General features: G+C 56.7%; 21 protein-coding genes. 15 read left to right on the plus strand and 6 right to left on the minus strand.

Annotated features, from left to right (window positions below; all coding sequences use genetic code 11):
• Window positions 1-59 precede the first annotated feature (59 nt).
• The gene (locus DEM27_RS28265) at window positions 60-692 is read left to right on the plus strand and encodes a TetR/AcrR family transcriptional regulator (protein ID WP_109461595.1); all 633 of its coding nucleotides are present in this window, start codon (window positions 60-62) and stop codon (window positions 690-692) included.
• Window positions 693-1,067: 375 nt separating this feature from the next.
• Here the strand turns inward: DEM27_RS28265 and DEM27_RS28275 are convergent, their stop codons facing one another.
• On the minus strand, window positions 1,068-1,451 hold the full coding sequence (locus tag DEM27_RS28275) for a VOC family protein (RefSeq protein ID WP_109461597.1): 384 nt from the start codon (window positions 1,449-1,451) through the stop codon (window positions 1,068-1,070).
• A gap of 44 nt (window positions 1,452-1,495) precedes the next feature.
• Window positions 1,496-2,302 carry an SDR family NAD(P)-dependent oxidoreductase gene (locus DEM27_RS28280; protein WP_109461598.1) on the minus strand — a complete coding sequence of 269 codons (807 nt, stop codon included), beginning with the start codon at window positions 2,300-2,302 and terminating at the stop codon, window positions 1,496-1,498.
• 45 nt (window positions 2,303-2,347) lie between these two features.
• Between DEM27_RS28280 and DEM27_RS28285 the strand changes: the two genes are divergently transcribed.
• The 11 genes from DEM27_RS28285 to DEM27_RS28330 all read left to right on the plus strand — a co-directional run bounded on the left by DEM27_RS28285 (window position 2,348) and on the right by DEM27_RS28330 (window position 17,260).
• Window positions 2,348-2,779 carry a winged helix-turn-helix transcriptional regulator gene (locus DEM27_RS28285; RefSeq protein WP_165823659.1) on the plus strand — a complete coding sequence of 144 codons (432 nt, stop codon included), beginning with the start codon at window positions 2,348-2,350 and terminating at the stop codon, window positions 2,777-2,779.
• A 463-nt stretch (window positions 2,780-3,242) separates the two neighbouring features.
• A complete protein-coding gene (locus tag DEM27_RS28290; RefSeq protein ID WP_165823648.1) occupies window positions 3,243-4,904 on the plus strand; it encodes an AAA family ATPase in 1,662 nt (553 codons plus the stop codon).
• A complete protein-coding gene (locus DEM27_RS28295) occupies window positions 4,901-5,791 on the plus strand; it encodes an HNH endonuclease (RefSeq protein WP_128755580.1) in 891 nt (296 codons plus the stop codon). The genes DEM27_RS28290 and DEM27_RS28295 overlap by 4 nt, the downstream gene beginning before the upstream one ends.
• Window positions 5,792-6,157: 366 nt before the next feature.
• Window positions 6,158-6,796 (plus strand): hypothetical protein, encoded by a 639-nt coding sequence (locus DEM27_RS28300; protein ID WP_205908976.1) that lies wholly within the window; start codon window positions 6,158-6,160, stop codon window positions 6,794-6,796.
• On the plus strand, window positions 6,793-6,984 hold the full coding sequence (locus DEM27_RS33700) for a hypothetical protein (protein ID WP_128755581.1): 192 nt from the start codon (window positions 6,793-6,795) through the stop codon (window positions 6,982-6,984). The genes DEM27_RS28300 and DEM27_RS33700 overlap by 4 nt, the downstream gene beginning before the upstream one ends.
• Before the next feature lie 625 nt (window positions 6,985-7,609).
• The gene (locus DEM27_RS28305; protein WP_109461602.1) at window positions 7,610-8,908 is read left to right on the plus strand and encodes a metallophosphoesterase family protein; all 1,299 of its coding nucleotides are present in this window, start codon (window positions 7,610-7,612) and stop codon (window positions 8,906-8,908) included.
• Window positions 8,909-11,008: an ORC-CDC6 family AAA ATPase gene (locus DEM27_RS28310; protein WP_109461603.1), complete on the plus strand. Its 2,100-nt coding sequence runs from the start codon at window positions 8,909-8,911 to the stop codon at window positions 11,006-11,008.
• On the plus strand, window positions 11,001-12,026 hold the full coding sequence (locus DEM27_RS28315) for a hypothetical protein (RefSeq protein ID WP_109461604.1): 1,026 nt from the start codon (window positions 11,001-11,003) through the stop codon (window positions 12,024-12,026). Before DEM27_RS28310 ends, DEM27_RS28315 begins: the two co-directional genes overlap by 8 nt.
• A gap of 70 nt (window positions 12,027-12,096) precedes the next feature.
• On the plus strand, window positions 12,097-13,035 hold the full coding sequence (gene thyX / locus DEM27_RS28320) for an FAD-dependent thymidylate synthase (RefSeq protein WP_109461605.1): 939 nt from the start codon (window positions 12,097-12,099) through the stop codon (window positions 13,033-13,035).
• Window positions 13,036-13,256: 221 nt separating this feature from the next.
• Window positions 13,257-16,571, plus strand: a complete 3,315-nt coding sequence (locus tag DEM27_RS28325; RefSeq protein ID WP_109461606.1) for an HsdM family class I SAM-dependent methyltransferase — start codon at window positions 13,257-13,259, stop codon at window positions 16,569-16,571.
• Window positions 16,568-17,260, plus strand: a complete 693-nt coding sequence (locus tag DEM27_RS28330) for a hypothetical protein (RefSeq protein WP_109461607.1) — start codon at window positions 16,568-16,570, stop codon at window positions 17,258-17,260. The genes DEM27_RS28325 and DEM27_RS28330 overlap by 4 nt, the downstream gene beginning before the upstream one ends.
• A 75-nt stretch (window positions 17,261-17,335) precedes the next feature.
• Here the strand turns inward: DEM27_RS28330 and DEM27_RS28335 are convergent, their stop codons facing one another.
• Window positions 17,336-18,481: an RHE_PE00001 family protein gene (locus DEM27_RS28335; protein WP_165823650.1), complete on the minus strand. Its 1,146-nt coding sequence runs from the start codon at window positions 18,479-18,481 to the stop codon at window positions 17,336-17,338.
• A gap of 169 nt (window positions 18,482-18,650) precedes the next feature.
• Between DEM27_RS28335 and DEM27_RS28340 the strand changes: the two genes are divergently transcribed.
• Genes DEM27_RS28340 through DEM27_RS28350 form a run of 3 tightly spaced genes read left to right on the plus strand, consistent with a single transcriptional unit; the run spans window position 18,651 to window position 21,043 of the window.
• Window positions 18,651-18,938, plus strand: coding sequence for a DUF7673 family protein (locus tag DEM27_RS28340; RefSeq protein WP_109461609.1), 288 nt, complete (start codon window positions 18,651-18,653; stop codon window positions 18,936-18,938).
• A complete protein-coding gene (locus DEM27_RS28345; RefSeq protein WP_109461610.1) occupies window positions 18,938-20,092 on the plus strand; it encodes a site-specific integrase in 1,155 nt (384 codons plus the stop codon). Before DEM27_RS28340 ends, DEM27_RS28345 begins: the two co-directional genes overlap by 1 nt.
• 30 nt (window positions 20,093-20,122) lie before the next feature.
• Entirely contained in the window at window positions 20,123-21,043 is a 921-nt protein-coding gene (locus DEM27_RS28350) for a hypothetical protein (protein ID WP_109461611.1), read from the plus strand.
• 29 nt (window positions 21,044-21,072) lie between these two features.
• On the opposite strand, the gene DEM27_RS28355 is transcribed toward DEM27_RS28350, so the two are convergent.
• The 3 genes from DEM27_RS28355 to repB form a co-directional block, all read right to left on the minus strand.
• The gene (locus DEM27_RS28355) at window positions 21,073-21,807 is read right to left on the minus strand and encodes a hypothetical protein (protein ID WP_128755582.1); all 735 of its coding nucleotides are present in this window, start codon (window positions 21,805-21,807) and stop codon (window positions 21,073-21,075) included.
• A 153-nt stretch (window positions 21,808-21,960) separates the two neighbouring features.
• Window positions 21,961-23,172, minus strand: a complete 1,212-nt coding sequence (gene repC / locus DEM27_RS28360; RefSeq protein ID WP_109461613.1) for a plasmid replication protein RepC — start codon at window positions 23,170-23,172, stop codon at window positions 21,961-21,963.
• Between the two features lie 167 nt (window positions 23,173-23,339).
• On the minus strand, window positions 23,340-24,347 hold the full coding sequence (gene repB, locus DEM27_RS28365; RefSeq protein WP_109461614.1) for a plasmid partitioning protein RepB: 1,008 nt from the start codon (window positions 24,345-24,347) through the stop codon (window positions 23,340-23,342).
• Between the last annotated feature and the right edge of the window lie 62 nt (window positions 24,348-24,409).

Here is a 24,409-nt window from a genome sequence, read left to right on the forward strand (position 1 = left end):
ATGAGCTATAATGCGACTAATCCGTCACATTTCGCAATTCGCGTTCTGAAAGACACTTGATGCCCAAACGCGCAAGTCCCCGAATTTCTTCGAGAAAACAGCCCAGGCAAGCGCGTTCAGAAGGGCTGGTTGCGGCAATCCTCGAAGCCGCTATTCGCGTTCTGGCGGAGGAAGGAGCGCAACGATTTACAACCGCACGCGTCGCGGAGAGGGCCGGGGTCAGTGTTGGTTCGCTGTATCAGTACTTTCCAAACAAGGCATCGATCCTCTACCGCTTGCAGCGCGACGAATGGAGACAGACGACTGAACAATGGCGCATCATTCTGACGGATCAGGCGCGGCCACCCACTGACCGCTTGCGACAGCTAGTGCATTCGTTCTTGCGTTCCGAGGTCGAAGAAGCCGAAGTCCGTCTGGCGCTTGATGATGCCGCGCCACTCTATCGTGACGCCGTCGAGGCCCGAGAAATTCACGCTGAAGGCGACCGCATCATCGAGGCATTCATGGCCGAGGCGCTGCCAGAGGTTCAGGACACAAAGCGACAACGCGCAGGCGATCTAATCGTGATGACGATGACTGCGGTTGGAAAGGAACTGACAGAGACGCCGCGCGAAAGCTCAGAGATTGATGCTTATGCAGATGCCATGTCAGACATGTTCATCGCTTATTTGGAAAAGGTACAATCGGTTTGACTGAGGGTCAGGGCGATCTGCATACCTTTCCGGCTGTGCTGGCGAATCTTCTCGAGCAGTCAGGGCCTTGCCGGGCAACAACGGGCGATCGCGCATCGCACGATCTTGCAAGGCAGTGGAAATGTACCAGCGACCTAGTCATCATGATCCTCGCCTGGGTTCGCGATCCCGTTGGGTTCAGCTGACGTCGGTTGTCTCTAAATGCAATGGCTCTTTGGGCACTGCGGCGGCCTTCAGCACCAGGTCAGCATGCTGCAGCGTGGCCATTCGAAGCTGCCGTTCGCTGCGGATGCCAGACCCGGAGAGGTAGAAGTTCAGCACCGAGCACAAGGCGGACCGTCACTCCAAGATCCTGCTTCCAGCTGCTGAAGGCCCTCATGCAGGGCCCTGAAACACCGCTTCAACGTTGTTTCCGGCTGGGTCTATGACGAAGGCCGCATAATAATTTTCATGATACTTCGGGCGTATGCCCGGTGCGCCGTTGTCCGTTCCGCCGGCCGTCAGGGCAGCGGCATGAAATTCCTCCACCTCTTCGCGGTTCTTGGCACGAAAGGCCACGTGAACTGGAGTCGGCTCTGGTCCCTGCACCCCGCCGATGAAAAGCTCGACGCGCTCGCGTCCAAAGCCGGCAACACCACCCTCTTCACGCTCCACATAGAACCTCTTGTTTATGCCCAAGGCCGCGAGGGCCGCTTCGTAGAACCCCTGCGTTTCTTCCAGACGGGTCGTCTTGAGGCTGACATGATCGAAAATGCTCATTCGGGTTTCCTTTCATTTATTGCCTTGATTGTCCGCAGGCCCCGTCAGATGGTCGGCAGCATTCCTCCGTCCAGGCGAAGGTTTGAGCCGGTGATGTAAGCGGCGCGCGGACTGGCGAGGAAGGCGACGGCGTCCGCGATCTCTTCTACTGTGCCAACCCGTCCCATGGGGACGCTCGCGAAAAGTGGAAGAACTTCCGCTTCTACCTCTTCCCACGGGGCATCCGGCGCAATACCGCGCTGCTGCGCGACCTCGCGGAACTTGCGCTCGAGCTTCTCGCTGCGGATGGTGCCGGGCGAAACCGTACTTACGGTCACTCCATCGGCCGCAACGGCTTTGGCCATGGAGGCAGACATCGCCAGCATCGCGGCCTTAGCCGCCGAATAGTCGGGGTTGCCAGCGGGAGGCATCAGCGCGGCGAGGCTGGAAATGTTGATGATCCGTCCCCACCCGGCTTGGCGCATCTGCGGCAGGACCGCCTTCGCCATTCGCATTGCCGCCAGTACGTTGGCATCATAGGTCGATGCCCATGCACCGACCTCCGTCGTGCTCCAATCCGAGTTACCGGCCGAGCCGCCCGCGTTGTTGACGAGGATGTCAATGTCTCCAAGGACGCGCACCTCGGCTAGCAGCGCATCGACCTCCGCCTCGTCTGTCAGATCCCCTGTCACGACATGCGCCGTCCGACCTTCCTGCCCGATTTGCCGCGCCACGGCGTTGGCTTGCCCCCGGTCGCGCCCGTGAACCATCACCGCTGCGCCTTCGCGTGCCAGTCCACGAGCAATACCGGCGCCGATGCCCTTGCTGCTCCCGGTCACCAGAGCAATCTTGCCGTCGAGATGTAGATTCATGGTCGGGCTCCTTTTATGGTGAAGACGTGATGTAGGAGCGACATGATGGACCCCGCAAGAACGCACCAAAAAGTGCCTGTGACCGACCTCGACCGCAGCGCCTGCCTCGGACCGGATGGCGCGGTAATGCATGTCACACGGTGCCTAAAGATGATCAGCGGAAGATGGAAACTGCCAATCCTGTTCCGACTTTATGCCGATGGGATGCAGCGCAGCTCTCTGCTCTTGCGCGACATCTCCGACGTTTCGCAGAAGATGCTGACCCAGCATCTACGCGAACTCGAGGCCGACCGGCTGATCCGGCGGATAGATTTCGGTGAGACTCCTCCTCGGGTAGAGTACCGCCTGACTGACCGCGGCGAAGCACTGATGCCGGTGCTGCTTGCCGCACGCCAATTCTCGGAGGATCACGATCAAGCGTCTGATCGCGCTGGGGACCGCTTGCGGGCTCACGGGTCGTTTAGACCCCGTGGATGACGTGCTTTGCGAACGGCCACCTGACTATGTCCGGTTGGGCTTTGGAGCGGGGTTCGGCAGCGCAGAAAAAACCCAATCTTGGTCGCCTGAATGGCGGCTTCATCTTTGTTAGGTAATCGGATTGTCACGGCGGCGAGGATCCGGCTTCCGCCATTTTCAGACCTTCATTTGACTCGCAACGAACGGTCGCTCTTTACACCGGGTAATGAACCACCGCCAATCGAAATGAGGGCACAAAGCGGTCATAGCCTCGCTCTTGAAGGGATCTGAACCATCGACCCGTCGATTGTCTTTTTTTGCGCAACCCCTAAACCTTTGAAAGCTGTTATTTTTAGGGGTGCTTCGGGAGTTCGTGTGAGATATTCCGCGTACTTTCGATCGTTGCCGACGGCTCTTGGCCTCTCACGTTTTTGGTGTAAAACTGAAGCGCCAATAGTTAGTATGGATGATATATCGTCACAAAATGCAAATCACAGTCGTTGAACCTCGGAAAGCGCCGCCGCGTTCATTTCCCACCACTTTTGTCCTAAAGAAAGACACCTTCAACGACTACGGATTTCAGACGCGCTACCAACTCTACCGCGAAAGCTCTGCCTACAAGGAGGAGCCTTTTTTTGTTGGCACCGTCAAAATACTGCGACGCGGTCAAACTGCTGCAGACGGGCTTCAGATTTCATCCGACATCACTGAGCCGCTTGGAGACAACTATTGTTCGGTCGGGGATTCCCTGGACTACTACGAGCGGTTAAATACCCTGTCGAGAGATGAGCGTGATGACCTGCTCGCAACGCTGAGGGATGTCGCGGCTAACCCCGCATTGATCGATACTTTCTCTGCTGAAGAAGGATGGACCACTTCGCTCTTCAGGGGCAACAGAGAGTGGCAGACGTTTCTCGCTGATGCGACAGCTCTTTATAAGGGGAACTTCGATACTCTATCAGACGTCGATACGGTTTTCTCCTTTTTTCCACGCAATAGCAGAGATGAAATCAGGTTCGAGCTAAGTGCTCCTCTTCCAGAGTATTACTCCGGACCCTACCGCAGAATTGGGCCTAAGCGGCAACGCTCTGTGCTGCCAGATCGAATTATGGTTTTGATCGGCCGCAATGGCGCGGGGAAAAGCACTCTCCTCGCGGATATCGCTCACGTGGCTTTCGCAACGCCCGAGCAACGTTTGCGGAAAAGCGTTCGGCAGAAAGGGCAGCTTGACCCGAACGGTATCGGCTTTTTGCGTGTAATAACAATTTCCTACAGCGCCTTTGACAGCTTCACGCTTCCTGGAGTGTCAGACGCTGATTTCGTACAAATCGCCAATGACGTGACGAAAGGGGAAGGTCGGTTCGTCTATTGCGGGCTCCGAGATATCGCCGCCGAAGCCAAGCATGACCTAGAAGCTCGGGAACACGATGATGAGCAGATTGGCCCGATCAAGGACCCGGCGCGTCGACACACGACCGCCCTAAAGTCGGTCGATCAACTGGCCGACGAGTACGAGCGGTTATTGGCAAGCGTCAATGCGTCGCCCGAAAAACGGACTTTGCTCGATGCTGCAATGCAGCCGCTCGCCGCTGATCCGTCTTTCGCAGGCTTGGATCTCGACGAAGCACTTGGGACAACAACCGGGCGTGAGTTGTTTTTGAGATGGAGCACCGGGCACAAGATTGCGCTTCACGTAATCCTTTCCCTCGTCACGCACGTCTCGCGTAATGCTCTCGTCCTATTCGACGAACCGGAAATGCATCTCCATCCTCCGCTTACAGCTGCGTTGATGCATGCTGTCCGTATTGTGCTGATGGAGACAAACGCGTTTTGCATTGTTGCGACTCATTCTCCGGTTGTACTGCAGGAGACTCTCGCTCGACACGTTAGGTTCATCGAACGCACGGACGACGAGATTAGCGTGTCCGAACCGACAAGAGAGACTTTCGGCGAGAACGTTGGTCTGCTCTCCTACGACGCCTTTGGCCTGACGGCCGCCGCGACCGATTTCCATGAAACCTTGGATCTTTTGGTCCGAAGCGGCGAGGAATTTTCCGAGATAGAGGCGCTCTTTACAAACGGTCTGAGCAGTCAAGCGCGTGCCTATGTTTTGGCGAAGCTCGCATCAAAGGACAAGCCGGCGTGAAAAATCTGCAGTTGCCGTCTCGTGCAGAGGTACGAGCTGATCTCGAAAAGGCACTTTCCAACTACCAATATCGCAATCAAACAAGGGGCTATCAAGCAACAGCGGCCGAGATCGATGGGTTAATGGCAATTTACGACATCTACGATGTGGCCCTAGGCGCCCCCTCGTCTACCCTAGAGGGGTTGACGCTAGGTGAAGACTTGCGCGCAGCCACTTACAACGCTTTTGATCAGCTAACCGACCGGCGTCGGCTTGCTTACATTCGCAAAGCGCTGAAGCATAATGTTGACCGCTGCCCCATCTGCGGGATCTCCCCTGCGTGGGAATTAGATCATTTTCTTCCGCGCTCGAAATACAATCCGCTATCAATCTATCGAAGAAACCTGATCCCACTCTGTCACGATTGCAACAATATCAAGTCCGATCGAACCGGCGACGATGATGCGGCAAACTTCGTGCACGCATATTTCGATGCGCTTCCGGATCTCGACCTGATAAATGCGACCGCGACGATTGCTGGCGACGCTCTCACTATTGAGTTTCAAGTCACAGACGACGATCAGGTTGACGCGATATTGCTTGGCAAACTTCGATATCAGCTTGGAAAGTTGAGATTGCCCGAGCGGTTTACGCGCGAAATCAACAATTACCTTTCGAGCCACACTCAAAGCCTTCACCTCCTTTGGCAGGTGAAGGGTGAGACTGGTGTGCGCCTTTTCCTTGATCGGCAAATCATAACGGAAACGGCAAACCACCACCGAAACGACTGGAGGGTGGCGACGCTTAGGGCGCTGGCGAACCATGCCGACTTTTGCAATGGGGCATTTCAACAAGTGTTACCGCTCCCGCCCGAACTGCACGGAGCGCTTGCAATCGCTTTCGTCTAGGAAGGACACTTGGCTTGCCGGGATATCCTTCGGCTTCCCGCCTGCCTTTCTTCAGATTTTAATCCAGGGGCCCCACCCCTGTCCCCTTTAAAACCCCAGAAGCACGTCGAGCACAGCGGAGTACGGCCAGCACCGGATTACTCGGAGCACACCGAAAAGAATTTAAGCCATTGAAATAAAGTGCGAACTTTAGGATTTCTGCGCGGTTTCGCGCAATATAGATGTTTCCTGAGCGCTAAATCAGGCGTATAGAGATTGCCTAATCGCCGGCTTCGCCATATTGTATCGCGCGGAGCTGGGCGTATCGTATCCTTGTCTTCGACGCCAGGCTGGATCACTGTCGGCGCTATCGAAAAGGAGATAGGCATGGCGAATGGCAGGCAGGCGAGTGCGAAGCGCCTCAAGATGGCGGACCGGGCACAGCAGCAGATGGAAGTTCATTTCCCCGGATTTAATCCGGCATGGATCTGGACGCGGAAAACAAACGACGGCTTCTTCACTGTCCCGCGAACGCTCCCGATCGTGATGCAGATCATCGATGCGCAGACAAAGGGCCAACCCGCAGGACACACACTCTTTTGTTTGTGGGCACGATCGCCTGACCACCCTGTTATCACCATCGAAAATCCCGCCACATTTGCGGCAGAAGCAGGTTTCATTGGTGAGCGTGCTGTAGACACATGGCGCAAACGTATGCGCCAACTCAGGGACCTTTGGTTCATTCGGACTAAGCCAGGCGCCACCGGAGAGTTTCACTATGTCCTGTTGATCAACCCGAATGCCACTGTCGAATGGCTGCGAACCCAAAACCGCGTTCAGGACCTGCTTTATTCGAGATTTGTAGATCGAATGATGGAAGTCGGTGCCTACGGTGAGATTGAAGCAGTTCGGGAAGTTTGGAAGGCGGAGGAAATGGCGAGGCAGGCTGCAGCGGCCGCTGCAAGTGCGGCGGCCGCAGTACCGGTTCCCCCTCCTCCTTCGGCAAACAAGGAACCGGCAGAATGAGTTGGTTTTCTGTTCTTTCGCGAATGCCGGTTCTCCCCGTCGCAATGCCCATCGCAATTGTGGCCGCGATTTGGATCGCCGCGGTATACGGCTATCGTCTGGAGATCGATGCGATCGGGCTTCGCTTTGATAAGCCGGTTGTCAGCTCATCTGTAAAGGCGATCGCAATCAATCGGGTCCAGCCTTGAGCCTATTAAACGAATGTCGATTTCGACGGGAAACCTGTCGGTCGGAGCGGCCTCGGTTGCGAAATCGACCTGAACTAGTTGTTGCCGACTAAGGGTAGCTAGATTTGGCTCAGTTTCCCGATTCGCGAGAACGACCAGCTTCCGATTAGCTGAAAGTTCAACCTGAGCTGCAACTGCTTCCTCCGCAAACCACTGTTCGTGAAAACTGCACCAATCAGGCCCTACATCTGCGTCTGGCAATGTAGCAAACGAGCGCGATGATTGTGAGCGGGCGGTGGCTTCAACGTATCCATGGTAAAGACATTCAGGAATAATTCAACTCGGCCGTCGCTATACCAAACACCAAGCATTTAAATCGAGACGACGTCACCTCTCGACAATGTGGGAAACAACATCGATCGATGTCACTGCCGCTTGGCAACGCCTGTGGGATTAGCCCCCGCGATCGTTCGTCGCGATTCATTACCCGCGACGTTTCCGCGGCCATTCGAGCACGGCCACGCGCCCTGCCGATTTATCGGCATGTCCGTCGAACCGAGGAAGCATACCTTTCTCATCTCGCGGATGGTGCACCGAAAAATTCGAGCGGCACGACTTGGCGTTGCAACCTTTCCACGGAGACGATATGCAGTCCTTGGGAGAGGGCAAAGTGCTACCAAAAATCCGGCTGCTGCAGATTGGCGACGTTCATCTTGTGTCGAACGCTGGCAACAAGGCCTTCGTGGACGACAAGGACACTACGTTTCCGCTGAATCTGAAGAACATCATCTCGCGAAGCCCGATTAAGACCGTTTTTCGTCGCATCTTCGAGATCATCAATGAACAGAATATCGACGCGGTCCTGTTCATGGGCGACCTCACCGACTACGGCAAGCTCGACGGCTATGCGGCCTGTTCGAACTACATTGCAAGCGCGCTGCAGATAGGCTCGAAGGGCCTTTACCGCGACATCCCTGTCGGCATCGTTCCCGGCAACCATGACATCAACCGCGACTTGGCCCGCAAGCCCGGCATCAGCACGAAGTTCACCCCCCTGGCGGAGGCCTTGACCAATGCGGGACTTCCGGCCCTGCCGATCAGCAAGGCGATGCACCGCTCGGTTGTGAAAAACAATGCGCGGATCGAGCTCTTTCTTCTCAACAGCTGCTGGGGCTGCGGTGAAGAAAGCTACATTCCCCCCGAGTTCCGTGGCCAGATCGCCGCGGCGATTGAAGCCGTTATGAGCGGGCCGGATTCCGACACGGCCATCCGCGCCTATTACGATCGCCAACTCGACACGCCGGCGATCTCGGAGGAAACGATCGAGAGCGTTGTTACGAAAATGGAATCCCTGTCCGGTGCTTCTATGCCGGTGCTCGTCGCCCACCACAATCTGCTGCCGCAGCGACGGCCGCGGCTTGCACCCTATACCGAGCTCGTCAACGGCGGCGCATTGCGCGGCGCGCTCGGCGAGCTCGGACGGCCAGTGATCTACCTGCATGGTCACATCCACGAGGATCCCGTTGAAGTCCTGCAGCTTCCTGGAGGGTTCCCCGTGGTCTCGATTAGCTCCCCAGATATTCCAAAGGGCTTCAACCTGGTCGACATACTCTTCGGAGAAAACGCGGTCCCACTTGCCTGTCACATAATTCCTTACAGGGTCGACAAGTCAGGAATCCTGAAGCGAGAGCCAACGATATCGATTGCCCTAAACAACGGACGCAAACGCAGTTCCGACCGCAACACCGGTATCCTTTATGGAAAGGTCCTTGAGGCCGGCCAAGTCTATTGGCCAGAATTGACCAGGCAGTTCCTCGACGAGGCCCACGGAATGGATGAAGAGCGTCTGACGATCATCGTCGAACAGTTGCAAGCCGAAGGCAGCATTACGATCGATAATTATGATCTGTCGCCGGCACATTGGATTTTGAGGGCGGAGAAGTAGATGGTGGCCGTTGTCAATCCATTCCGGCCAACGCGGTGGGAACATGATAGTTCGGGCTCGCCGCTGATCTGGTTCACCCCGACGGCCACGCTTCTGGCGGCAGACAAGTCGGTGTTCGTTTACGGCAGCAGGGGCAGCGGCAAGACCACGCTGTTAAGGAGCATTTGCTGGGAGGACCTATTGTCCAATCCCTCCCTTCAAATCCAGAAGAGAATAACCGACTTCAATCATATCGGCGTTTACATACGTCTGCCGGACCACGTTTCGGGGTCCATGGGCTACATGCGCTGGTCCGAGATCTTCCCGGATTCGCAGCGACCGGACCACGAATTCTTCCGCTTCTATTCCCTGGCACTCGAACTGATCGCCGTCGAGAAGGCGCTTTCGGCTGCTCACACTTTGCGGATTGAGGGTGTGGTGACATTGTCGGCGAGCAGCGAAATCTCGATCGTTGCGAGCACCCTGGCCGAATTTCCGGAGATATTGTTTTTTACCGAACAGTCGCCCAAGACGTTCGTCGATCTGTCCCGAGCCCTTCGCAGCATGGTCAGACGCATGAACGAGGCTTGTGGTCGCGGCTACGTCAAGAGTCTCGTCGACAAACTTCCTGCATGCGAGCCGCATGAGTTCCTGTCCTTCGTGATCGAACGGCTTTCGCGATCTATCGCGCACGGCAAGCTTGCCAATGACCAGAGGCTAGGCTTCAAGTTTTGCCTCGACGACTGCGAGGTGATGAGTCCGCTCCAGAGAAAATCGGTCAACACGCTGGTGCGCAAGAGCCGGTTTCCGGTCTCCTGGGTCATTTGTTCCGTTGGAGAGGCGATCGAGGCCGGAGAGACGTTTATCGATCAGCAGCCGCTAACCGACGCTGATAGGCGCGTCGTGTCTCTCGACGACAGAGATCGGCCGGAATTTCAGGCTCTGTGCGAAGCTGTCGCGAGCTTGCGGGTATATTTTTCGTTGGATCAGGATCGCCGTCCGGCTGTGACCGGTCCGGAGGTCGAACGTTATTTTTCGCTTAAAACCAGACTCGGCACAGTTGTGGTCAACGACATCATCGAAACAATGATTTCGCGCTCAACGAGCCCGCTTGCGCGGCAGCTGCGCGAAGCGGCGCAGTTCCTTCACGGTCTCAATCTCGGCCATTACGGTCTTGACCTGACGCCGAACGGGGCCCTGCCCTATTACCAGGCTTACGTTCTCTGGCACTGGACGGGCCAAAAGGAGAATTTCTCGCCGGTTTCTCGCCCGGAGGACTTTGGCAGGATTGAGAAGAACGCGAAAGCGATGAGGGCTAAGAGCCAACAGGCCTGGATGCGGCGCAAGAGCGTCGGCGCCATGCTACATATCGCAAACAGGCTCGGGTTCCGCAGACTGCCTATGTCCGGCGTGAGCGTGGTCACTTCCCTTGCCGACGGCTCGATCCGCGACTTCCTGGAGATCATGGCGGAGATCTTCGACCGTTTCGCAAAAGACCGCGGCACTCTCACCCCCGATGAAGTCCTAGAGAAATTTGCCCTGTCGAGGACAAAGATCGCAGCCAAGACGCAAACCGACGGCATCTATGCGTCGAGCGAGGCGTTCTACGACGGTATCGGCATCCTGACGGATTCTAATGCCGAAGCGGTAATGCGCTTCATCACGGTTCTTGGACGTCTCACCCACCATCTCCAGGCCAATTTCGAAGACCCTTCGTCGCTTGCAACGGCAGAGCGCGGCCTTTTCTTCATCGATCCGGCCCGCAGCTATCCGGCCAATGCTCTCCAGATTGAGTTGGTCAATCAGATCGTCCATCGCGCCGAACTGTCAGGGTATCTGCGTGCCACGACATCGAAACGGGGCGCAAATGTTGGAGAGGACAATGAGGCTCCGAAGATCTCCGGCTTTCGCCTGCACCGGCGCTTTGCGCCCCGATTCATGTTCTCCTACCGAGGCGCATACGAGCCGGTCAAACTGACAGAAGATATCCTTTACCAGGTCTGCATCGGTTCGCCCGACATCAATGCAGATGACTGGGCCAAGCAGTATGCACGGCGACCGGCCTCGAGTTCCCAGCTCACGCTTCCCCTCATGCACGAGGCTCCGCTTTCGGATGACTGACGAGACCCCTATCGGGACATTGAGCATATCGCAGAATATCCTTGAGGATCACGGTACTCTAAGCGAACGGTACGATCTCGTCGTCGCTGCCGTCAGCTGGGAAAGCCGCTGCCATGCTGTCAGCGCACTACTTTCGGGACGAAGCGATGAAGTACTGATTATCCATTTCGCGTCTTCCGATACCGAGATGGAGAACCGAAAGACCGGTCACCGCGCAACGATCGCCGGGACAATTGCTAATTGCCGGTTTCTTGACCTGCAGCGGTCGGCGGAATTCACCGAAAACGCCGAAAAGTTGGAGCAGGAGATTTTCCGGGTCGCGCGGATGAAAGGCCGCGCGCTGCGTGTGCTGATGGACATGACCTGCATTCCAAAGCGCTATCTGCTTTTTTTGCTAGGACTGGGATTTCGCCGCGAACTCTTCACCTCAATAGATCTTCTTTACGCGGAGGCCGAACGATACGAGATGGGCGTTGCGTCCATCGACGCCGCCCGGCCGCTCGGTCTGATCTCCGAGGGCGAGTGGACGACGTCTCAAATTCCATACCTGGAGTCAGAGGACTACGTGCCCGATCGACGGAACCTCTATATCTCGGTTGGGGCCGAAATCACCCAAGCAAGTCCGATCGTCGACCGTTTCGAGCCGAACGGCCTCGTACTGTACCACATCACCGAGGGGCATCGTCGACTGCCTTCATCGGTGATTGACAGGGAACGGCCGGCCCTTCAACAACTGGCTGCGTTCCCTGGCGTCCGGCAGGAACAATTCGAGCTACACGAGGTCGCTGCCGTCGCGCTCAGCGTTCTTCGGAACCGTTCCGCCGGAACGACGTGTTTTGCTATCGGGCCAAAGACCCATGCTGTGGCGTTCGCTATTGCCGCACTCGCGGACGATCAAATTCAGGTCGTTTGCCGCACTCCGACCACTTATGTTGTCAACGAGGTGAAGGCTTCCGGAAGGACCTATTTCTATCGCATCAAGGATCGCTTCGATCCTGCTTCGTTCTGGAGTGAGTGAGGCAAACGCGTGACGACTTCCCTCACCGTTAGATGTGGATAAGGTGGCTGCAGCTTGCAGGAGTTCCAAAATGACCAACCTCACAGATCAACAGTCGCTCGATATCAAGGCCGCCCGCGAGGCGGTGCAACCGACGCGGCGCACGGTATCCAAGGGTCTTGAAGACATCCTATACGAGGCAATCCCGGTTCTCGATCATGGATTCATTCGGGTCATCGATTACATGGGCGATGATGGGGCCGTTGTGCAGGCCGCTCGCGTTTCTTACGGCCGGGGCACTAAAAAGGTCTCCGAAGATAGAGGGCTCATCCACTATCTGCTTCGACATTGGCACACGACGCCATTCGAAATGGCGGAGATTAAGCTCCATGTAAAGCTGCCGATATTCGTAGCCCGGCAGTGGATCCGCCACCGTATGGCCAACGTCAATGAGTATTCGGCGCGCTATTCTATCCTCGACCGCGAATTCTACATTCCCTCCCCCGAAAATCTGGCGGCGCAGTCGGTCCAGAATCGCCAGGGGCGCGGCGAGGTCGTTGGGACCGAGGAGGCGGAGCGGGTGTTGCGGGTCCTCCGCGATGACTCGCAACAGAGCTACGATCACTACCTCGATCTGTTGAATCAAGACGATACCGGCCGGCAAATTCGCGACGAGGAACGCGGACTTGCGCGCGAGCTCGCGCGCATGAACCTGTCGCTCAATTTCTATACCCAGTGGTATTGGAAAACGGACCTCCACAATCTTATGAATTTTCTTCGCCTGCGCGCTGATCCACATGCGCAGTACGAGATCAGGGCCTATGCCCAGGTAATGCTGGACATCCTCAAAAAATGGGTTCCGCACACCTATGAAGCATTTCGCGAACATCGGCTGGAATCGGCCATTTTTTCCGGAGAAGCGATCAAGGCCCTGCGCCGGATGCTGGCCGGCGAGCGCGTCGAGCACGCTGATACCAAAATGTCGAAGCGCGAGTGGGACGAATTCGTCAGGACATTGCAAATCTCGTAGCATCGCAGCAGCTCGCTTCGGCACGGCGCGGTTAACCCGCAATCCGTGCTTACATGTCATACCCAACGCCAACCATTAGTGTTGCACACTCGGTTTAGTGTTAAGCGGATGTTTGATATCTTCCCGAGGGGATGATTCGCATGGACAGGAGCGCGATTTGGCCGGAGTTTTATACCTTCGACATGCATGTGGTTGCGCCCTAGTCTTGGCGAGCTAGAACCGTGAGCATACAGATCTCGGGTCGGCAACTTCTGGACAAGGTCTATTCGCTTTTCGGTGGCGCAGCCAACGGCCTAATTCCGGCAACCTCCGTCCCCATGCCTGGCGACGAGCCCGGCAGATGGACGGATATCGGCGAATGGACGACCTTGGCTTCTCGTCTGGGCGCAGAAATGTTGCTCTTCGTCCAGAATGATCCTGTTTTCATCTTCTCGTCGATTGCAGGTCCGCTAGACGATGATCTTATCTACGAGGCCTACCGTCGTGCATGGTGTATGTCAGGGCCGTTCTGCCTCTTTCTGGCACTTCCGAACGCTCTCCACGTCTACGCTCTAACGACGCCGCCATTACAGTCCGAAATAGCCGCACTTGATCCCCTAATAATCTTTGAACGGCTTGATCAGGTTGATGAGGCCCTCGGTGGTCTTTCCCCCGCCGGAATAATCGAGAAGCTAGCAGCCGGCGCCGAGCGTTCGCAAACCGGGCGGGCCGACATTCGTCTGGTCAATGACCTGAAACGGGTGCGGCAAGCCCTGATTTCGTCGGGGATGGCGGCGTCGGCGGCACATTCATTGATCGGGCGCAGCATTCTCATTCGCTATCTCGAGGATCGGCAAATTATTGGCGGAAAATATTTCCGTCAGGTTGCTGGCGAAAATTCCGAGTGGTTGAGGCTTCTGTCGACGCCGCCTGAGAGGCCGGTTTTCGGCGCCACTGCCCGTGATCGTCTTTTTGACCGCGTACTGCTTGATGCTAAATTTACGCTGGCTTTCTTCGATCGTCTGGCAAAGGATTTCAACGGCGATCTTTTCGCGATCGGCGAAAAAGGAAATTCCTTCAAAACCGAACATTTGCTGGAAATGCGAAAATTTCTGCTTGGCGATACCGATAAGGAGCAGCCGGAGCTGTTTTTCTGGGCCTATGATTTCGAAATCGTCCCGCTTTCGCTGATCAGCAGCATCTATGAAGAATTTTACCATGCGGTGCCGCTCGAAGAACAGACGGCAGGCGCGCTTGACGACAACACCCATTTTACTCCGATCACACTCGTTCAGGACGTTCTAGATCGCCTTTTGCCTGTGTCGGTGCTTGAGACGCGGCCGAGGATCCTCGATCCGGCTTGCGGTTCCGGAATTTTTCTGGTCGAAGCTTTCAAGCGCATGGTCCGCTTCGAGGTCTCCAGCCGGCAGCGGAAGCTCACCTCAAGCGAGCTACGCTTGATATTGCAGAATCAGATCTGTGGGGTCGAACTGCGGCAGGAAGCAGCGCGCGTCGCAGCCTTCAGCTTATACTTGGCCTTGCTAGATAGTCAGGACCCGTCCGACATTCTGGCTGCCGGACCGATGCCTCACCTGATTGGTGGCGCCGTCCGCGATGATCTTCATTTCGGAACGGTTCTGGTGGCGAACGCATTCGATCTAATGGCGCACGAGCGAGAAGAGATCGATGCGTTCAACAATCTGCGGAAGCGGTATGCCGGCAAGGCAGATGTTGTCGAACTCCTCGCGGCCGGGACTTTAGATCTTCGACCTAATTCGTTCGACGTCATCGTCGGCAACCCGCCGTGGCAGGAGGCAGCCGACTATGTCATCGAAGACGGCAAGGAAGCCCTTCGGAAGAAGGGGGGGGCCGCCAGAGTGGCTCTGCTTTGGGCCCAGCGATATGGCTACCTTATCGGAGACAAGAGCTATTCGCAGCTCTTCCTCTATCGCTGCCTGTCATTGCTGAAGCCCAAAGGTCGATGTGGGCTCCTCGTGAGCGCGAAGGTTCTATGGAACGCGCGCGACACAAGCCGGGCGTTTCGCCGTCAATTTCTCGGACAAGTAAATGTTCATGAAGTCGTAAACTATACGCATGTCAGGCGGCTGCTTTTTGCGGAGGCAACGGCGCCCTTCATGTTCCTGCACTACAGTGCACGTGAGGAAACGTCTCGAAGCGGCATGGTATCCTATTGGAGCGCGCGCCGGACAAGCCTCGTCGAAAAGACGCGGACCATCGGACTGATGCAGATGGAGCGCCACTTCGTAAGACAGACAGACCTTGAGGCCTTTGATTATCTCTGGAAGACTTATTGGTGGGGAAATCATCGCGATGCTGCTCTCATCGGCCGCCTTGGTATGGAGAGGCCGCTATCCGATTTCCTCAACAAGGATGGGTGCCTGCCCGGCTATGGCTGGCAGAAGGGATCTAAGCCCGCGCGAGGAGATCTCGCGACTCTACGAGAGCTCTCGAGCAGAGCGATAGAACCGTTTGGTCCATCGAAGGAGAATTGGTTCGGTGATCCGCCGAAAGGTGTTGGCCGCCAGCCTGACGAACGACTCTATCGTGGTATGCGATTGTTGACGAAGACCGGTATTTCTGAGCCGCAAGGTACAGTCAGCCGCCTTGAGACCGCACCGTTTTCGTTCCGCCACACGGTCTACTGCGTTCCTCTCGACGGGTGGAAAGAGAGAGACGGAAAGATCGCAATCGGCGTGTTCTGGTCGTCGCTCGGTCGCTACCGTCTCTTCATGACGGCGGGATCTTGGGGCGGCTGGTTCGACAAGGTAACTGGGGAGGATATCTTGAGCATGCCCCTTCGACTCGAAGCCTCGTGGGGAATGCCGAAGGCGGAATTCGAAGCAGCCGCAGAAACAATCGCAAAATCAGTTACCTTCCTCCAAGAGTTCGAGCTCAAGAACAACGAGTTAACAGATCCGAGCGTTCCAAGCGCGGAAGAGCAATTGGAGATGCTCACTGAAGTGCGCCAAGAGCTCGACAGGGCGGTCTATGATCTCTTCGAGCTCAGTGAGCCGGAGCGCAACCTTATTGACGACTTCTGGAAGAACGAACACGATTTCTTCTGGAAAGGTCCTGACTCAACCGCGCTCTTGGGGCTAGAGAGACCTGAGATTGGGTCGTCGACGACGATCGGTCCTGACTCGGGAGCAGGCGCTTTCTCGCGCTACATTTCCGCTTTCGCTGAGGAGCTTTCCCAGCGTTTGAGCAAACCTATCAGACTGTCTTGGTCGATCACGGGACCGGAGACTTTTGATATCGTCGGAATCCGGTTCAATGTCACAGGCGCTACCCAAAAGCATCCACAAGGCCTTCAAAGCGATCCTGCTTGGGAAAGCGTCTTAGAGAGGATGCGCCCGAAACAAGCGCAGGACGATCACCGGTCATTCTTCGACAATCGGCCAATAAGAATCTCGGACAATAGCGGGTTCATGATCGTGAAATCAAACAAGCAACGAAATTGGACCGCCACACGCGCGCGCGAAGACGCGGAGGCAGTAAACGTGAGCTTTCTCCGTGCCGGGCAAAATCTACAATGAATATTCACATTGATAGCGCTGCAGCTTGGACCTCGCATGTCGCAAAGGTTGAAGCGATCCTTCGCATCGCGCTGCGACAACTTCGCGACGACGGGCTGAGCGGGAATGAAACCTATCTGAACCGAGAACTCTATTTTCGCATCCTGCGTGCGAACAAGGAAATCTACCGCGTTACGCCAGAACAAGCATTCTCGATGCCTCCTGTTCCGGAAGCACAGAACACGCCCTCGCGCGACGATGACGAACGGGATCCGAGAACGAAGAAAATTCCAGACTTCCAGTGGAACTACATCGACCATGAGGCTGCCGACCCTGAGAGGTCCGTTTGCACCTATGTCATTGAATGCAAAAAACTTGGTACACCGACCAGGGCCGACTGGAACTTCAATTCAAACTACGCTGAACATGGAGTCCGGCGTTTCGTCGATCCAAGTCATCTGTATGGCAAGGACGCGGTCGGAGGTGCCATGATAGGTTATGTTTTGTCCATGGAGTTGCCGGAAATTCATGACGAGGTTGATGCTGCTGTAGTGGTGAATTCGATCGCCGCGGTTCCTACCCCAGCTGCGGGTTGGCAAGTTGGGGACCTGTCCGAAATCAGGCATACGCTGGCCAGAACACAGGGAGTATCGCCCTATCAGCTCACCCATTTCTGGATAGACATGCGTACGGCGCCAGAGCCGCAGTAATGTAATCGCTGCCCCGTCACCATGGCATTGGCCTTGCGCCCGGAGCTGATGTAGCCAGCGCGACTGGCGTTGACCTTACAGGATACCCCATGCCCGAAACCTCCCCCTGCCCGTCATCTCCCTGAGGCCAAGTTCCAAAACGATCCGCCGCGCCGCCTGCGGAGTGACGTCCAGCATCTTCGCCACCATCCCGGCCGACACCAGTGGTTTCGCCATGACCAGCTCAACCAGCTCCGGCAGTTTTGACGACGTCCGCCGTCCTTCCAACTTTCGGTCCATCATCGTCTTCGCCAGCATCAGCCTGTCATGTTCTTTCATCCCGATCTCGGTGGTCGCGATCAGACCATGAACAATGGCGAGCAACCGGGTTTCCCGATCACGATGACGGCGTCGATCGACGGGAATGGTTTTCAGGCCGAGGTTGAAGGCCGCCAAATGCGCGCCTGACGTAATGCCGGCCTCCCGCAAAATCGAGGCGGCGAACAATCTGCCAAGCCAGGGCGCGTGCTGAAGGACGGCCAGCTCGTTCCAGGCATCGAGGGCGACGATCGCCTGCAGCGCTGCCGGCAAATTTTCGGACTGACGCATCGCGCCGCGCCATTCGTCGAGCCGGGCATCCTCGTCCCAGTCGAGATCATAGACGAGAGGGTCTCGTTCCCGAGCATCCGCCGAAGCCCGTCCGGGCTTCCTGGCTTGTTCGATCGCAGCGTCCGATCGCGCGAGCAGCGCATCGATGGCGTCATAGTCGACGCCGGGAAGCCCGTCGGCTTCGTCGATGTCCCACCCCTCCCCTTCCGCATCTGCCGCGACTGCGGGCCGGATGGCGCCAGCGGACCCAACCGCATCAACGCCGACTGGAGTGACGTCCGCTGTTTTTCGCAACGCCCGAATGCCTTCGGCCGACAACGCCCAGTCCGGCGACTGCGCGGCAATACGCCGGCGCGTGCGAAGAACGTCGCGAGCGATGGTGAGTTCGTGGGTGGGCGTGCGGGTATCGCGAAAGGCGTCGTGGAGGACGAGGTCCTCGAGATGGACCAGTTCGCCGTCGATCCACAGCGATGCGCAGGCGTCGGCGAAATTCTGGCGTTCGAGAAAGCCCGCGCCGACCGGCGAGCGTGCAATCCGCTCGTCGAGACGAGTGAGCGCGATGCCGGCGTCGAACGCCGGCCGCATCAGGGCTGAAATGCTTATTTTCGAGAGATCGTAAGCCATTGAAATCATGGTAAATGACTTACTAAAGGAACTCTAGTCTAATATTAATGTTCCTCACATGGTACGGTCTTGAGTTGGGTTATAACCATCGATAAGTAACCCTTATCGATGGTAGATCGACAGGAGTCGCAAATCACTCTATCGTCGCGCAATCCACCGTCCGCAAAGGGTCAATCCCATGGAAGATCGCGTCCGCTTCGCCCTCGAAAAGCTCCTCAACGTCGCTAACGGTGACACCGGCCAGGGCCGGCGCGTCGCCAACTTCATTCTCGCCTGGTGGAACGCCGGCGAGCATGGCGGCTTCGATCTCACGGATCTCGCCAATGTCGATAGTGAGGTCGCCGAGGATATGGCGACCGTCTTCACCTGGCTGGCCCGCGAGGAGGACCTTCACTACCCCCATGACTATCGCGGCGAGATCGAGCAGATTATCGCGCGCTGGCGGCCACAGGCAGAGACCGCCTGATGGTTTCCGCCAGAAAAGCTGCCAGCCTTTCCGGAATCGAGCGCCGCGCCGTCGAGCTCGACACGATTGCATCGGTGCTGCCGATCGACCGCCGCGATGAGCTGGCCGAGCTGCTCACCGATCACGATATCGAAACGCTGCGCCATCTCGTCAACGAGGGCATGGGCGCCAACACTTTACGCGCCATCACCTCCGACCTCGCCTATCTCGAAGCCTGGGCGCTGGCGGCGACAAAGCGGTCCCTGCCCTGGCCGGCGCCCGAGGCGCTGCTGTTAAAATTCGTCGCACAGCATCTGTGGGATCCACAGAAACGCATCAGCGATCCCGATCACGGCATGCCGGCCGAGGTCGATGACAATCTGCGCGCCCAAGGTTTCCTCAAATCGACCGGTCCGCATGCGCCAGCCACCGTGCGACGGCGGCTGGCCAACTGGTCGACACTGACGAAATGGCGTGGGCTCGATGGCGCCTTCGCCTCCCCTCCTCTCAAATCCGCCATTCGGCTCGCCGTGCGCGCCACGCCGCGGAAGCGTCACCGGAAGAGCGCCAAGGCGGTCACCGGCGATGTGTTGGCCAAATTGCTGGCGACGTGCTCGACCGACAGTCTCCGCGATCTGCGGGATCGGGCGCTCCTGATGGTGGCCTTTGCCTCCGGCGGCCGCCGGCGCAGCGAGATCGCCGGATTGCGCGTCGAGCAACTGACGGCAGAGCCGCCGATCGAGGTGGCCGACGGCCCTCCCCTCCCCTCTCTCGCCATCCATCTCGGCCGGACCAAGACGACCAACGGCGAACAGGATGATGTCGTCTATCTGACCGGGCGACCGGTGGATGCGCTGAACGACTGGATCGCCGCGGCCAAGATCGAGAGCGGCAGCGTGTTTCGGGGGATCGGGCGTTGGGGCACGGTCTCGAAGCGCTCGCTGGATCCGCAGTCGGTCAATGCGATCTTGAAACAGCGGGTGGAAATGGCGGGGTTGGTGGCTGGGGAGTTTTCGGCGCACGGGTTGCGGTCGGGATATCTGACTGAGGCTGCCAACCGCGGTATCCCCCTCCCCGAGGCGATGGAGCAGTCGCGTCACCGGTCTGTTCAACAGGCCTCCAGCTACTACAATAGTGCCGCACGGCGGAGTGGGCGCGCAGCCCGCCTGCTTTAGGGCGGCGAGCCGCATTTTGAGGGACGCAGGTTGGGGCAGTTAAGTCAGTTTTTTCAGCCGCCTTTGGATTGGCAGCAATTTGAAGAGCTCACACGGGGATTGGTGGATCAACTCTACAACACTCAATCGTCGATGATAGGCCGCTCGGGTCAAGCCCAAGACGGTGTTGACATCTATGCAAGGACACAAGCCGTGGGCCACCTCGGCGTTCAATGCAAACGACTCTCTATCCGGGATGATAACAACAATCTCCTCGCAAACGCGGTAATCTCACCTGCGATGCTTAAGGAAGAGGCCGAAATAGCGCTGAATTTCAGGCCTACGCTCAATACGTGGGTTCTTGCAACAACCGCAAAGCGAGACGCTAGAATTCAAAAGAGTGCTCGCAACCTGACCGAGGCTTTTGAGAAACGCGGCGTCGGAGTTCGGGTCCAAGCGTGGTTTTGGGACGACTACGTCTCTTGGCTTAACCTCTTTCCCGATCTTCAGCGGTGGTATTATGACAAGGTGATACACATTCGCAGCTCGTCCGAACAAGACGAGCTCATTCTAAGCTTGATCGCGACTGCATTTCACAGACCCGCATTCAGTGACCCTTTGTATAGCGAGAATGCCGACGACCTCCTACAGGCGATCAAGGACACCCATATGGCGTTGCGAACTGGGGAACTCGTCGATCGCAAAAGCAAGCACGTCATCCAGAAAGCAATAGGCGGTTGGCGCAGCCTCTCCAACTCAGCTTGGAAGGCAGAACTCAAGGGCCTTGAGAGCGATTTGCAAACGCTCAAGATCAAAATGATGGAGGCAATTAAGGAGAAATTGATTGTTCAGCATTCGAACTACCTAGAAATTCGCGACCCACAGTTGGTTGAAGACCTAGAGTACATGCGCGCGAGCTGCGTCAGGAGGCTCAATATCATCCTGTTGGATGGCAAACTTGAAGAGATCTGAGAGAGATTTTTGTTTCTGGTATCGTCAGATCAGCCGATCGTAGGCCTGACCGACGTTACCTGGCCACCGCCCAAAGTCCGCCCCTCGGCTCTGAACTTTTCCAACGCGGCTTGACGCTCTGCCGGCTGTGGGCGAGTTTGGAGAAAATCGCGGAGTAAATCTCGCGTCATTCGTAGTGCGATGTAAAAAGTATCGACGAGATGGTGGTACTGCTCATCCGGCCGATTACGATCGATGCCGTTGAGGTTGTAATAGCCACCACTGTCGAGCCATGTAACTTTGAACCCGATGTTTACTCGATCCAAATGCACAAAAGCCGAAGCATCTTCATAAGCCTCGGATACCCAGGCATAGAGCTTCGCGAGCTCTTGGTGCAGGAGCTTGTCTACCAGCCTCGTGCGACCGTCTCGCATCCGCAGTGCCGAGTACTTTTCACCGTTCATCAGCATGGCTCCGGCCTCTTCCACGTCCTCGACAAGCGTCAAACCGAACATTCGCATGGCCGTTTCGATCTGCATCCTTATCAGAGCTGATGCCGCAATCGTGTTCCGGCTCTCTACCAGGAGCCCAAAAGCATGCGCGTTTGAGGTGGTTTTCACAACGGCCGCGAGAGAGAACCATTCTACGGGGGCAAGAAAGCTTCCAATTGGAGCGTAAGTCTCGTCAGGGAGTCGCTCGACCTCCAACGCCATACCACGGACACGTTCGAGGCGATCAGCCAAGTTCGGTAGATCCTCCAACTGGATATCCATCGTTTCTCGCATCAAATCATAGCTCCTTCCCTGCAGTAACTGGACATATCGCTTGGCACCACACTGGCTAAGGCGACACGTAAGGAAACTCAATCACTTAACCCGTAGTCAGCTGACTACACACTCCGAAATAGACAAACGTTCAAGCGAAGTTACACCCGCCCTTCAAGCCCGCTTCGCCTCCTGCCCGCTTGCGCGAAGCAACGCCATCAGAACGGGACCTAGCGAGAATTCGCCGCGGCGCGCCTTCCCCGTCAGATCCCTCAGATAGCCGCCAGGAGATGAAATATGGCCCACCCTCTCAAGGATTGCTGCCATCGTGGCGGCGGCATTCTCAGGCCCCATGACCTCGCAAGCGTCCTGGTAGGCTGACGGGCTCACCCCGAGCATAGATCGCACCACCACGGCGGCGAACATCAGATCGCGCCAGCTCTCGATATTGCCTCCCGGGCCATACATCGCGATCTCCGGGCATGCACGAAGAACCATGCCCAATGGGAAAGCCTTTATCGGCTCGATCTTACGTTCAATATCCGGCCTCGGCTTCTCGCCCAGCTCGTTTCTGGAGCTAGGTTCAAGTTCAATGATAGATTCGGTATTTGAATTCTGTATGTGCTGCCGGATATCGGCATCATTGGTGTCGGTTTTTTCTGTAATTATCAGGGTTTCCAACTGGTTGATTACTTCTTCTCGTAACAGCTCGAGTTCCTCCAGCAATCCTTCGAAGGCTTCGGTGGTCTTTGCCGCCCGCAGACGGGCCATGAGGGCGACGTAAAGCGATTCGACCGTCTCCCAGTTGCCCGACACCCCGTCCTCGATCGCCGCCGAAAGCAGCTTACGGACGTCTCGTCTCGCGATCGTTATGCGCTCTTTCACAAACTTCAGATGCCGCTGGGTCGCCGCGACTTGCTGGGCCAGTAGGGCGAGCTCCTCAGAGCGTGCGAGAAGCGGCGAAAGACTAAAGCCGTATGCTGTCTCAATGGCGCCGTCAGTTCCTTTCCGGGCATAGCGCTTCCCATTGGGGCTATCACAGCGCTGGATAAGGCCTGCCTCAACGAGATGCGCGAGGTTTTCTCGCAAGGTTGAACCAGCGATCCCGTTTGCCCGAGCCGTTAGCTGGGCATTCGAGGGAAAGACAATCAGATTGCTCTCGTCACTCAACGACGCCTCTGGGTAAAAAGTCAAAAGCGCATTGAGAACAGCGAGCGCTCGGTCACGTAGGCCCAGCAGCGAACGTGCATCGCAAGCGTCCCTGAAGATTTTCCACTTGTCTATCTGCTTCCCCGGTTCGATCTGCGAAGCTCGCATTTGCGATCTGACCAAGGCAAGCGTCATCGGCCGCCGCCCAAAGGGCGTCGTGACATTTCCAACCTGCATTTTCCTTCACCTTTCAAAAGGCAAAAGAAATTCGCTCACCAAAACGGTGCCAAAGACTCTTGACTGCGATTCACGGAAATGCGATTCTCAGGTTGCTTACACCTTTGAGAGAGGCTTCCATGACGGCAACGTTTGGGGGCCTTTTTCTTTTGCTACTGCCTTCCGATTTAGTCCTCTGTTGACGGAGCATTGCTCCGAAATTTGGCGTAGAGTTCAGGAAGCTTTTCCATCAAGTATGATGCAAAGGCTTCATCCTGCTCTCGATTAATCTGAATTTTGCAGAGCTTTCCCGTCAACGATAGGGTCGCGATTTCCTTGCCATCAGATGATCTTGCGACAGCCGGGGCTTTCGGCTTTGCCGAGTTACCGACATCGCCCGTCTTCGCAGCCCTCAGCACGACCGAAAAGCGATCGTCGGAATCCTTGTGAGCGAAGGAATTGTCTTCCGTTGCCTTATGCGCCTTTTTTGCAGCGCCGGCGATCTTGAGGCTCTCGACAAGATCGAGCCACCTCGGCCGTCCGATCTTTGGCGCACGCCCGATTGCATCAATCAGCGAACGAGGCACACCGCGAGCGACACTCAGGAGCTTCTGGGCTTCTTGGCGGTCAACAGACAGAGCGGTCTGGATCAGCGATCGCTGGATGCCGCCGTCCTCGAGCTTCAAGGCAAACATTGCCCGCTCGATGAAAGTCAGGTCTTCGCGCGCCGAATTCTCCACACCCTGGGCAACGACGAGACGATCGTCATCCAGCTCGCGGACGTAGGCTTTGACCGCAATGCCGAGTTCGGACGCTGCACGCACCCGCCGGTGACCATAGGCAATCTGATAGCGGCCAGGCGCAGAGGGATGAACCCGCACAAGGATAGGGATTTCTTGTCCATGTTCGCTCAGCGAAGTCTTCAGCGCTTCGACTGCCGCCAGATCCTGATCGACGAAGCGGTCAGCAAAGGGGGAGGGGTCGAGCAAGCCGGGATCGAGTTCAACGGGCAGGGCGCCACTTGCGACTTGCTGCTTCAGTTCCTCGTAATCACGTTCAACTTCGGAAAAGGTGTCCTTGAGCGACCGGACCGCACCTGAAGCAACACGCTGTATGGGTTGCCGCGCTTCATCGGCCGGCGCGTCTTCGGTACCGCCGGCAAAAAGAGAGCGGATTGATTGTGTTCGCTTGCTCACGCAGGGACCTCCCCATCACGGCCGGTCTCATGAACCGAGATGTAGTCAGCTGACCACATGTT

Origin of the sequence: Rhizobium album (assembly GCF_003122325.1) — a bacterium.
Lineage (GTDB): Bacteria > Pseudomonadota > Alphaproteobacteria > Rhizobiales > Rhizobiaceae > Metarhizobium > Metarhizobium album.